Genomic DNA, 11,279 nt, shown 5'->3' on the forward strand with positions numbered 1-11,279 from the left:
TTTTTATTAATTCTATTTTCTCCCCCCTTTTTATAGTATTAATTCATTGCTTAAAATTTATTAAAATAATAAAAGAAAGATTTCCCCAAAGAAAATCTTCCTTTATATTATGATATATGCTTAAAATAAAGTTCCTCACCATCACAATAAACTTCTAAGTTATCTCCACCCTTAATACAACCCTTTAGCATTTCTTCACTTAATTTATCTTCTAACTCTTTAGCAATTATTCTTCTTAGAGGTCTTGCTCCATAGTTAATATCTACACCTTTATTAACTAAAAACTTTTTACTATCATCATTTAGATTTATTGTTATCTTCCTTTCCCTTAGTTTATCTATGGTATTATTTAGCATTAAATTAACAATCTTTAATATATCCTTATCCATTAACTTACGGAAAACAATAATATCATCTACTCTATTTAAAAATTCTGGTTTAAACTGCTTTCTTACTTCTTCCATTATATTTTTTCTCATTTTCTCATATTCATTATCTTCAATAGTACTTTGATTTAAAAATCCAACTGTACTTTGCTTTTTAATCCCATGAGCTCCAACATTAGATGTCATTATAATAATAGTATTCTTAAAATTAACAGTTCTACCCTTGCTATCAGTTAACTTTCCATCTTCCATAATTTGTAGAAGTATATTAAAAACATCTGGATGTGCTTTTTCTATTTCATCTAATAGAATAACAGCATACGGACTTCTCCTAACTGCTTCAGTTAACTGTCCTCCTTCTTCATATCCTACATACCCGGGAGGGGCACCAATAAGTCTAGATACAGAATGTTTCTCCATATATTCAGACATATCTATTCTAATTAAATTTTTTCTATCTCCAAACATCACTTCTGCCAATGTATTTGAAAGTTCTGTTTTACCTACTCCCGTTGGCCCACAAAAAATAAACGCACCTATAGGTCTATTTGGATCCTTAAGTCCAACTCTAGCTCTTCTTACAGCCTTTGCAACTGCTGTAACAGCATCTTTCTGTCCTATAACTCTTTCCTGAAGAACATCTTCAAGTTTTAATAGCCTTTCAGACTCTTCTTCTGTTAATTTTTCTAATGGTATTTTAGCCCAAGTTGAAACTACTTTTGCCACTTGTTCTCTATTTACTACATTGCAAAGCTCGCCAATATTATAAGTAACTTCTAATACACTAAGCTTATCTTTAATTTCTCTTTCTTCATTTCTTAAATAAGATGCCCTTTCAAAGCTTTGACTTTTAATTGCTACTTCCTTATCTCTTGATATTTCTTCTAAACTTTTCTGCAAATTGCCTATTTCAGGTGGTGAGATTAAATTATCTATTCTTACTTTTGCTGAAGCTTCATCTATTAAATCAATTGCTTTATCTGGCATAAATCTATCACTAATATATCTATCTGATAATTCTACAGCTGCCTCTAAAGCTTCATCCTCTATCCTAACCATATGATGAATTTCATATTTTTCTCTAATGCCTTTTAAAATTTCAAGGGTAGCTTCTCTTGATGGTTCTTCCACCATAACAGGTTGAAATCTTCTTTCCAGTGCAGAATCTTTTTCTATATATTTTCTATATTCATCTATTGTTGTTGCTCCTATGCACTTTATTTCTCCCCTAGCTAAAGCAGGTTTTAAAATATTAGAAGCATCTATTGCGCCCTCAGCACCCCCTGCACCAACAATTGTATGAAGTTCATCTATAAAGATAATTACATCTTTAGAATTTATAATTTCATCCATAACTTTTTTTAATCTATCTTCAAATTCGCCTCTATACTTAGCTCCGGCTATCATAGCCGTTAAATCTAAAGCTATTATTGACTTATCCTTTAATATATCCGGAACTCTTCCTTCAATTATCATTTGTGCTAATCCTTCCACGACAGCAGTTTTTCCAACCCCTGGTTCACCTATTAGGCAAGGATTATTTTTCCCTCTTCTACATAGTATTTCTAGAACTCTCTTATTTTCAGACTCTCTTCCTATTACAGGATCTAGTTTACCTTCTCTAGCAAAATTAGTTAAATTTCTTCCATACTGATTTAACATTGGTGTTTTAACTAAATTTTTTTTATTCTTATCTTCTATAGATTTTACATCCTTTAAGTCATTTTTCTTAAGATAACTCATCAATTCATTTTTTATTAATTTTAAATCTATCTTTAAACTTAAAATTATATTATATGCTACACTTTCAACATCATCTAATATAGCAAGTAATATATGCTCTGGATTTATACAATCATGATTGTACATCATTGCTTTAGCTAAACTATCATCGAAAACTCTCTTTGTTCTAGGATTTAATATCATCTCTCCTAGTGATATTTCTATATCACCAAATCCTAAATATTCTTCTATAAGCTTTCTAGACTTATCTATTGTAACACCACTAATATACAAAACCCTATTAGCAAAGCCACCTTCCTTTAATATACCCAATAAAATATGCTCTGTTCCTATATACCCATGTTTAAAATACTGTGATTCTTTTTGAGCCTCTACAAGTACTAATTGTGCTCTTTCTGTAAATTTACTAAAAACCATAAATACCTCCATACCCTATTGCTAAATTACAATTTACAGACAACCCCTAGATATATAACATACTTTAAGATAATACAACAGCTAGAATTCCCTTAAGCATATCTGCCCTTAACTTATTTTTATCTTCCACAGATGCTAAGGTTCTATCATTTAAAGATATTTTTATAATTTCATATTCATTATTAGTAATCGATTTAGTATCTTTTAAATGATCTAAAATAGATAAAGCATTCCCATAGGTTATACTTTCACCTATTGAATTATTGATTACATTTAATCTTTCAGCCTTGTCATCGTATGTTATCTTTCTAATAACTATATAACCTCCGCCACCTCTTCTACTTTCTATAATATATCCCTTTTCATAAGTAAATCTTGTAGTTAATACATAATTTATTTGGGATGGTGCGCAGGAAAATTTATCTGCTAATTCATTTCTTTGAATTAAAACTTGTCTTTCTCTTTCTTCATTTAACAATTCTTTTATAAAATTTTCTATTGTATCTGAAATTCTTGCCATATATTCACCTTCTTAAACTTAAATTAAAAATTGACCTTCTTTGACTTTTATTATATATTATAAGTCTTAATATGTCCAATTTACTAATATTTTTTCATTTGGATGAATGATGTTATTCCATTTGTCTAAACTATAAAAGAGGTGATAAATATGGAAATTAAGTGGATCGGCCATACAAACTTTTTAATAAAAAATTGCTTAGGTAAAAAGATTCTTCTAGATCCAGTACAAATATATCCCTATATACAAAAATATGATTTAAAAGCAGATATAATTACTTTTAGTCACTTTCATAGTAATGAAATTGTTAATGAATATATAAATAATAATTATAAAATAATTAATTCAGCCACTACATATAGTAATACTTATTTTAATATTCAAGGATTTACTAGCTTTCGAGATAATTTTTCAGGATTTAAGAGAGGGAAAAATATAATTTATCTAATAGAAATTGATGGATTTAAGATTTGTCATCTTGGTTTATTAGGTCATATTTTAGATAATGAATTAATAGATAAACTATCTAATTTAGATTTTTTGCTTATTCCTGTAGGTGGGCATTTTTGTTTAGACGGAAGTTCTGCTGCTAAACTGGCTTCTATTTTAAAACCTAACTATATTATTCCTATGTGTTTTAAAACTTCCTCTGAAGACTTCTATTTAGATGGTCCATTAAAGTTTTTATCTTCATATAAAAATATATCTTCTTATGATTCTAATACTATTTATTCTAACGATTTATCATTTAATAATAAACCAACAGTTATTTTGTTAAGAGAAAACAATAAAGAACCGCTAGATTAGCGGTTCTCTATGTAAAAAATTATGCTTGTACTGGAGCTCCTACTGGACAAACATTTGCACAGTTTCCACAATCTATGCAAGTGTCCTCATCGATAACGAATTGAGTATCTCCTTGGCTTATAGCATTAACTGGACATTCTGCAGCGCAAGCACCACAATTAATACATGAATCTTCTATTTTGAATGCCATAATAAGCACCTCCTAATATTATGAATTTATTTCACTGACTATTTTATCACATGGATACAAAATTTTAAAGGTTTCTAAAAAAAATATTGATTTAATATATTTTTATTTTACACTATATCCCAATTCTTCAACTGATGCTACTATTTTTTCAAGATCTACAGCTTTATCGTCATAAACAACATTAACTTCTTTCTTAGATAAGTTAACTTCACAAGCTATCACGCCTTCATTATGGGCTATAACATCTTTTACACTGATAACATCTTCGTTTGTATTAAGATTTGAAATATTTAATACTGTCTTCATATAATCCCCTCCTTTAATTATCTTTTATAAGGTCTTTTATTAATTTTTTATCTTCTGGTGATTCTATTTCAAGCTTAATTTCAGATTCATCTACTGAATCTTCATATCCACCTTCAACCAATTCAACATCATCAATTTTAAAGTCTTCAACTATTTCTTCATCGCCTCTTCTGTATTTAACCTTTATACTTTCTTTTACTGTATTATTACTAATAACTTCCCCTTTAGTATCACCTATATTTACTATAGATCCCACTTTAGGCAATCTCTTTCTTATATCTTCATAAGTGCTTTGCTCATAATTTAGGCAACACATAAGTCTTCCACAAATACCAGATATCTTAGTTGGATTTAGTGATAAGTTTTGCTCCTTAGCCATCTTTATAGATACAGATGCAAAATCTCCAAGGAAAGTAGAACAACATAAAGTTCTACCACAAGGTCCTAATCCCCCAAGCATCTTAGCCTCATCTCTAACCCCTATTTGTCTAAGTTCAATTCTAGTCTTAAATATAGTGGCAAGATCTTTAACTAATTCTCTAAAATCAACTCTTCCATCTGCTGTAAAGTAGAATATTACTTTATTATTATCAAATGTATATTCTACATCTATTAACTTCATATTTAATCCATGTTCTTCAATTTTCTTTAAACATATATCTAAGGCATCTTTCTCTTTTACCTTATTCTCCTTATGTTTATTTATATCCTCTTCTCCTGCAACTCTTATAACGCTCTTTAATGGAGAAACTATATCTGATTCTGGAATTTCTTTAGGTCCTATTACACATTCACCAAACTCTATTCCTCTTGCTGTTTCAACAACAACAAAGTTACCTTTCTTAACATTTAATCCACTTGGATCAAAATAATATATTTTACCGGCCTTTTTAAATCTAACGCCTATTACTTTTATCATTATTAAACCTCCATAAAACCTATAAGCATTACTCTAATTGTCAATTGAAAATTGGAATTGCTTAGTAATGATCTTCTAGCTTCTCCTATTTTATCAATAATATTGTTGAGTCTCTTATAGGAAAGTTCCATAGCTAATTTTTTTATGCTTTCTATTTTATCCCCGTTTATTATTCCATTACCGTCTCTAATTTCTTTATAAATTATAATATCTCTTATAAAGGAGGCTAAAATGTTTAATATATCCTCTTTCTTATCCTTAAAGGCTATTATCTTATTTTCAAAATCTAAAAGCTCCTTAGAGTTACTTTTAGTTACAATAAATAATAAATCAACTAAAGTATTTCTTAGTTCCTTTAAAGAAGAATCCCTTAAAAATGCTTCCGCTCTTCCTGGGATCCCCTCACTATAAGCAATAGCCGCATTAATCTCTTCTTGACTATAATTATAATCATTTATTCTATCTATATAAACTCTTATATCATCCTTAGTTAATGGAGTTAGTTTATAAATTTGGCATCTTGATTTTATAGTATCTAAAATAAGCTCCAAACTTTCACACAATAAAATTATATAAACTCCCATTGGCGGCTCCTCTATAGTCTTTAAAAGAGCATTCTGTGCCTGAACAGTTAATTTATTTCCATCATAAATTATAATTACCTTTTTATCTCCTTCAAAAGGCTTCTTATTTATTTCATCGACAATATCTCTAACATCATCAACTCCAAAAGAAGCCTTTTTACATCTATAATTTATAATATCAATATAATCTTTCTCTTCAAATCTACCTAATATATTTCTGGCTAATTTATTAGCTAAATTGCTTTTTCCAATACCATCTTCTCCAACAATTATGTGTGCATGGGAAATTTCTCCTGAATCTACTCTTTTTTTAAAACTATCTATTATACTTTTATGTCCAATAAATTGTCCCATTACACCCTCCAACCTTATATTTTAATGAACTGATCTACATCTACTACAAATATTGTAGCTCCTCCAACTTCAACTTCAATTGGATATGACATATACATATCTACATTTCCTGTTATAGTAGTTGGAGTAGTAATGATTTGTTTCCTAGTTTTACAAATCTCTTCTACTACATCTATAACTTTTTGAACTTTATTAGCTTCTACACCTATAATTAAAGTTGTATTGCCAGACTTTAAAAATCCTCCTGTTGATGCTAACTTAGTCACTCTAAACCCAGCTTCAGTAATTGCATCTACTACATCTAATGCATCATCATCCTGTACCATAGCTATTACTAATTTCATATTGATCCCTCCATAAATTTATCCCCTATTAACATTTTATCACAAAATATATATAAATTAATCAAAAAGTTTATATTATACTATATTTTATTTAATAAAATTTATAATTATTTCCTTGACTTCATTAAAAACTTCATCTATTGATTTTTCTGCATTAATAATTGCAAATTTATCATTATTTTCTTCTACTAATTTATAATATCCTTCCATTACTTTTTTGTGGAAATCTATTTTTTCAAGATCAAGTCTATTAACCTCTCTATCTTTATTTTTATTTATTCTAGATAATCCTACCTCTGGAGAAACATCAAATAATACATTTAAATCTGGCATATATTCTCCTACAGCGAACTTATTTATTTGAGATATTTCTTCAATATCTATTCCTCTAGCATAGCCTTGATATGCTAATGAAGAATAAATAAATCTATCACATAGAACTATAGTACCCTTATTTAATTCCGGAATAACTTTCTCTACTAAATGTTGTCTTCTTGCAGCAGCATATAATAGCGCTTCTGTTTTTCTATCCATTTCTGTGTTTTTAGTATCTAATATTATACTTCTTATATCTTCAGAGATTTTAATTCCACCCGGCTCCCTAGTTTTTATACATTTTACTCCGTTACTAACTAGATAGTCATATATCATTTCTAATATTGTACTTTTCCCCGAACCATCTCCACCTTCGAATGCTATAAATTTTCCTCTGTTCATTTTATTTACCTCATGCAATTAAATTATATTTGCTTAAAAGCCAATTTTTAATTTTTTGCTTATAAAAATTATACTCAATATCATCTAAATTAATATTTGAAATTATTTTATTACATTCATGGCATAATAAGCGTATGCTTATTATTATATCATCTTCATATATTTCTTTACTACAGACACTACATTTATTTTTTTCATTATCTATAGTTTTAAATTTTAAATTCATAAAACCAAACCTTTCTAATTTTTATTAATAATTCTCGCCCATATTGGCAAGTTTTATACTTTTTCTAAAAACTAATATTTAATAAATAATTATTGAACTTTAAGGGAAAATTAAAGGCAAGATAATTTGGGAGGAAAAAGAAATGAAACAAGAAATGATTAATTTTATAGAAAAACATAAAGATGATTTATTTGACTTAAATAAATTCTTATATGATAATCCTGAGAAAAGCTATGATGAGTTTAACTCATATAATTATATTTGTGACTTATTAGAAAAACATAATTTTGAAGTAAATAGAAACTTTCTAGATTTAAAAACTTCTTTTTATGCCTATAAAGGAAATAACCATCCTAAAATTTGTTTCCTATGTGAATATGATTCTATTCCAGATGAAGGGCATATAACTGGACATAATCTCTTAACAACTACTTCAGTGGCAGCAGCCTTAGCATTAAGTTCTATAATTGAAAAAATTGGAGGATCGGTAGTTATAATTGGTTGTCCTGGTGAATATCTAGGTGGAACAAAATCAGTTATGGTTAAACAAGGAGCTTTTAACGATATTGATATAGTCTTAACTGCTCATCCTGATGTTGTTACTTCAGAAAGTGGAAGTTCTTCTGCTATTATCCCTTTAAGTATCAAATTCTTAGGCCATAACGGACTTAGCTTTTTGAACAAAGGTACCTATACATCATTAGATGGAGTATTATTAACATTTAATATACTCAATTCATTATTAAAGGGATTTCCTAAAGATGTAGAAGTAAATTCAATATTATCTAAGGGAGGATTTACCCCTTTACTATTACCTATAGAATCTGAAGCAAAGTTTTACATAAGATCAAAAGAAATGGATGTTGCAAGAATAGTAGAAAGTAAATTACGAGAAATAGCCATATATGTTTCTAAGCTTATTAGAGTACAAAATTCTATTTCTTTATATGAACCAGAAAATGAAGAACTTATAACTAACAGGTCATTAAATAGGTTATTTAGCCATAACCTTAAAGAAACAGGAATTATTAATATAGATGGGCCTAGAGATATTTACTCTGGTTTAAGTCTAGGAATTGTAAGTAAAAATGTGCCATCAATTCAACCATTTTTCTCAATAACAAATGATGAAAGCATAAAATATGGAACAAAAGATTTTGCCAATGCTACTATTACTGATTATGCTTTTAAAGAAGCTATGAAAACAGCATTAGCTTTAGCCTTTACAGGTTGTGATATTATTTCGAAAGAGAATCTTCTTGCAGAAGTTAAAAATGAATTTTACAAAAAATAGGCTCTATACAGAGTCTATTTTTTCTTCATAGAGAGTAAATTATATTTATTTTCTACTATCTAACTTACATTTCAATTATAATATTTCTATGAATATATTTAATTATTTATATTTTTTTATATATAAAATTAAAAATTAAATTTTTAATTTTGATACAAAATCACTTATAAATAGTATAATTATCTATGAATTCTATTTAAGGGGGTTTTTTAATTATGATAAAGATCTATAAAAGTATTAGTGAGAATAATCCTTCACTAAAAATTCTTGATAATTTAGAATCAGGATGTTGGATTAATATAATAGCACCATCAGATGAGGAACTTATTTTAATATCAAAAAAAACCGGTGTACCTTTATCTTTTTTAAAGGCTCCATTAGATGATGAAGAAACCTCTCGTATAGATATTGAAGATAATTGCTTATTAGTTATAGTTGATATACCATTTACTGAAATGGAAGATAACTCATTAACATATGACACATATCCTCTAGCTATAATTCATACTGAAAAACAACTTATTACTGTATGCTTAAAGAATAGTAGAATATTAACTGATTTTATAAACGGCAAGGTAAAATCATTTTATTCATTTAAAAAGTCTAGATTTATATTACAAATATTAAGTAGAATATCTAATGCTTATTTAGTGTATCTAAGGCAAATAGATAAAAAGAGTCTTATGATAGAAAAAAGACTTCATAAATCTATGAAAAATAGGGAGTTAATTCAACTTCATTCTTTAGAAAAATCTTTAGTTTATTTTTCTACATCGCTTAAGGCAAACGAAATAACCTTAGAAAAAATGCTAAAATTAGATATTATGCAAAAATACGAAGAAGATCAAGATGTGCTAGAAGATGTTATTATAGAAAATAAACAAGCTATAGAAATGACAGAAATTTATAGTAATATACTTGCAAGTACTATGGATTTCTTTGCATCAGTAATTTCTAATAACCTAAATATAGTGATGAAAGTACTTGCTTCTGTTACGATTTTAATGGCTATACCTACCGTAATAGGTGGTATATTCGGAATGAACTTTATCAGAATGCCTCTTATCAATAATGAATATGGATTTGAAATTACTATGATTATCACATTAGTTTTAACCTTTGGTACTGCCTACTTACTTTATAAAAAAGATATGTTCACATAAAATGGAGCTGTCGAAAAGACAGCCCCATAAATTAATTACTCTATTTTTCTCTTTAAATTAATCTAAAATCATATCAAAATTTATCTTTTAACTATAATATCTCAAATAATATAATTTATTAAAAATTAATCATATAATTATAAAATAACTTTCATAATATATTATATAAATATTATAAAGTGGGTGTATTTCTTTGTTTAAAAATAAACTTACTAGTCTAAAACCATCAGCAACTATAGGAATAGTAGCTCCTGCATCCCCTGAATCTAGAGATTTCATAGATAGAAAAATAGATCTCTTTAAATCACTAGGCTTTAAAATAAAAAAAGGAAAACATTTATATGATAATTATGGGTATTTAGCAGGTAATGATAAAGATAGAGCTGAAGATTTAAATACAATGTTTGCAGATAAGGAAGTCCAAGCTATAATTTGCCTTAGAGGTGGGTATGGCTCTGTTAGAATGGCCCCTTATTTAAATTTAAAACTAATAAAAAAGAATCCTAAACCTTTCTTTGGTTATAGTGATGTAACATTGTTATTAAACTATATTAGCAATAAATGTAAATTTACTACTTTTCATGGGCCTATGATAGCTTCTGACTTTAATGATATTACAACTAGAGAATACTTTCTTAATATAATAAGTCATGATAATAATAAAGTTATCTATAACTTGAATGATATCTGCCATGATAACTATCTAATTTGGAACAAGAAAGATTTTAGTGGAACTATAGTCGGAGGAAATTTATCTATTATTTCTTCTACTATAGGCACCCCTTATGAGATAAGATTTAATAATAATATTTTACTTGTTGAAGATGTGAATGAAAGTCCTTATTCTGTGGATAGAATGTTATCTCAACTAATTTCTTGTGGAAAACTTCAAAAATTATCGGGAATAATAATAGGATATTTTACAAATTGTGTTAGTAAAGATAATAAACTTAATTTTGAAGACATAATAAGAGAAAAGCTTATTCCATTAAATATACCCATTATTCAGGGGGTTAAAATAGGACATGATTATCCCAATATAACTCTTCCAATAGGATGCAAATTCAAATTTTCATCTAATGAAAACTTACTTATTCAAAAAGAAATTATATTTAAATAAAAAAAAATCCTACAAAATAACTTGTAGGATTTTTATTGGAGGCGCCACCCGGATTTGAACCGGGGAATAAAGGTTTTGCAGACCTCTGCCTTACCACTTGGCTATAGCGCCATACCTGGTGGCTCGACCAGGAATCGAACCAGGGACACGAGGATTTTCAGTCCTCTGCTCTACCGACTGAGCTATCGA

13 protein-coding genes and 1 tRNA gene are annotated in these 11,279 nt (G+C 28.0%); 4 read left to right on the forward strand and 10 right to left on the reverse strand.

What is annotated here, in order from left to right; translation table 11 throughout:
* Window positions 1-107: 107 nt before the first annotated feature.
* Together ACQPUY_RS16770 and ACQPUY_RS16775 are read right to left on the reverse strand one after the other, a co-directional pair.
* On the reverse strand, window positions 108-2,546 hold the full coding sequence (locus tag ACQPUY_RS16770; protein ID WP_430843045.1) for an ATP-dependent Clp protease ATP-binding subunit: 2,439 nt from the start codon (window positions 2,544-2,546) through the stop codon (window positions 108-110).
* A gap of 64 nt (window positions 2,547-2,610) precedes the next feature.
* A complete protein-coding gene (locus ACQPUY_RS16775) occupies window positions 2,611-3,066 on the reverse strand; it encodes a CtsR family transcriptional regulator (RefSeq protein WP_430843047.1) in 456 nt (151 codons plus the stop codon).
* Between the two features lie 150 nt (window positions 3,067-3,216).
* Here ACQPUY_RS16775 and ACQPUY_RS16780 point away from each other — a divergent pair, with 150 nt between their 5' ends.
* Window positions 3,217-3,873, forward strand: a complete 657-nt coding sequence (locus tag ACQPUY_RS16780) for an MBL fold metallo-hydrolase (protein WP_430843049.1) — start codon at window positions 3,217-3,219, stop codon at window positions 3,871-3,873.
* A gap of 19 nt (window positions 3,874-3,892) precedes the next feature.
* On the opposite strand, the gene ACQPUY_RS16785 is transcribed toward ACQPUY_RS16780, so the two are convergent.
* The 7 genes from ACQPUY_RS16785 to ACQPUY_RS16815 form a co-directional block, all read right to left on the reverse strand.
* Complete coding sequence (locus tag ACQPUY_RS16785; protein WP_066889771.1) at window positions 3,893-4,063, reverse strand: DUF362 domain-containing protein; 171 nt, start codon at window positions 4,061-4,063, stop codon at window positions 3,893-3,895.
* A gap of 102 nt (window positions 4,064-4,165) precedes the next feature.
* A complete protein-coding gene (locus ACQPUY_RS16790; protein WP_430843051.1) occupies window positions 4,166-4,369 on the reverse strand; it encodes a heavy-metal-associated domain-containing protein in 204 nt (67 codons plus the stop codon).
* A 13-nt stretch (window positions 4,370-4,382) separates the two neighbouring features.
* Window positions 4,383-5,288, reverse strand: coding sequence for a PSP1 domain-containing protein (locus ACQPUY_RS16795; protein WP_430843053.1), 906 nt, complete (start codon window positions 5,286-5,288; stop codon window positions 4,383-4,385).
* A gap of 2 nt (window positions 5,289-5,290) precedes the next feature.
* Window positions 5,291-6,226: a DNA polymerase III subunit delta' gene (locus tag ACQPUY_RS16800; RefSeq protein ID WP_430843055.1), complete on the reverse strand. Its 936-nt coding sequence runs from the start codon at window positions 6,224-6,226 to the stop codon at window positions 5,291-5,293.
* A 14-nt stretch (window positions 6,227-6,240) separates the two neighbouring features.
* Window positions 6,241-6,570 carry a cyclic-di-AMP receptor gene (locus ACQPUY_RS16805; protein ID WP_430843057.1) on the reverse strand — a complete coding sequence of 110 codons (330 nt, stop codon included), beginning with the start codon at window positions 6,568-6,570 and terminating at the stop codon, window positions 6,241-6,243.
* An 87-nt stretch (window positions 6,571-6,657) separates the two neighbouring features.
* Window positions 6,658-7,287 (reverse strand): dTMP kinase, encoded by a 630-nt coding sequence (gene tmk, locus ACQPUY_RS16810; RefSeq protein ID WP_430843059.1) that lies wholly within the window; start codon window positions 7,285-7,287, stop codon window positions 6,658-6,660.
* A 10-nt stretch (window positions 7,288-7,297) separates the two neighbouring features.
* A complete protein-coding gene (locus ACQPUY_RS16815) occupies window positions 7,298-7,513 on the reverse strand; it encodes a sigma factor G inhibitor Gin (protein ID WP_430843061.1) in 216 nt (71 codons plus the stop codon).
* Between the two features lie 142 nt (window positions 7,514-7,655).
* Between ACQPUY_RS16815 and ACQPUY_RS16820 the strand changes: the two genes are divergently transcribed.
* The 3 genes from ACQPUY_RS16820 (at window position 7,656) to ACQPUY_RS16830 (ending at window position 11,090) form a co-directional block, all read left to right on the forward strand.
* Complete coding sequence (locus tag ACQPUY_RS16820) at window positions 7,656-8,807, forward strand: M20 family peptidase (protein WP_430843063.1); 1,152 nt, start codon at window positions 7,656-7,658, stop codon at window positions 8,805-8,807.
* Window positions 8,808-9,022: 215 nt separating this feature from the next.
* Window positions 9,023-9,970 (forward strand): magnesium transporter CorA family protein, encoded by a 948-nt coding sequence (locus ACQPUY_RS16825; RefSeq protein WP_430843065.1) that lies wholly within the window; start codon window positions 9,023-9,025, stop codon window positions 9,968-9,970.
* Between the two features lie 193 nt (window positions 9,971-10,163).
* Window positions 10,164-11,090, forward strand: coding sequence for a S66 peptidase family protein (locus ACQPUY_RS16830; RefSeq protein WP_430843066.1), 927 nt, complete (start codon window positions 10,164-10,166; stop codon window positions 11,088-11,090).
* A gap of 36 nt (window positions 11,091-11,126) precedes the next feature.
* Here the strand turns inward: ACQPUY_RS16830 and ACQPUY_RS16835 are convergent.
* Window positions 11,127-11,201, reverse strand: a tRNA-Cys gene (locus tag ACQPUY_RS16835).
* Window positions 11,202-11,279 lie beyond the last annotated feature (78 nt).

Source organism: Clostridium nigeriense (assembly GCF_050585245.1).
GTDB classification, from domain to species: Bacteria; Bacillota; Clostridia; order Clostridiales; family Clostridiaceae; genus Clostridium; species Clostridium nigeriense_A.

Coding starts and splice junctions, on each gene's coding strand:
- ACQPUY_RS16770 (WP_430843045.1), bottom strand. CDS start 2,546: ATGGTTTTTAGTAAATTTACAGAAAGAGCACAATTAGTACTTGTAGAG.
- ACQPUY_RS16775 (WP_430843047.1), bottom strand. CDS start 3,066: ATGGCAAGAATTTCAGATACAATAGAAAATTTTATAAAAGAATTGTTA.
- ACQPUY_RS16780 (WP_430843049.1), top strand. CDS start 3,217: ATGGAAATTAAGTGGATCGGCCATACAAACTTTTTAATAAAAAATTGC.
- ACQPUY_RS16785 (WP_066889771.1), bottom strand. CDS start 4,063: ATGGCATTCAAAATAGAAGATTCATGTATTAATTGTGGTGCTTGCGCT.
- ACQPUY_RS16790 (WP_430843051.1), bottom strand. CDS start 4,369: ATGAAGACAGTATTAAATATTTCAAATCTTAATACAAACGAAGATGTT.
- ACQPUY_RS16795 (WP_430843053.1), bottom strand. CDS start 5,288: ATGATAAAAGTAATAGGCGTTAGATTTAAAAAGGCCGGTAAAATATAT.
- ACQPUY_RS16800 (WP_430843055.1), bottom strand. CDS start 6,226: ATGGGACAATTTATTGGACATAAAAGTATAATAGATAGTTTTAAAAAA.
- ACQPUY_RS16805 (WP_430843057.1), bottom strand. CDS start 6,570: ATGAAATTAGTAATAGCTATGGTACAGGATGATGATGCATTAGATGTA.
- tmk (WP_430843059.1), bottom strand. CDS start 7,287: ATGAACAGAGGAAAATTTATAGCATTCGAAGGTGGAGATGGTTCGGGG.
- ACQPUY_RS16815 (WP_430843061.1), bottom strand. CDS start 7,513: ATGAATTTAAAATTTAAAACTATAGATAATGAAAAAAATAAATGTAGT.
- ACQPUY_RS16820 (WP_430843063.1), top strand. CDS start 7,656: ATGAAACAAGAAATGATTAATTTTATAGAAAAACATAAAGATGATTTA.
- ACQPUY_RS16825 (WP_430843065.1), top strand. CDS start 9,023: ATGATAAAGATCTATAAAAGTATTAGTGAGAATAATCCTTCACTAAAA.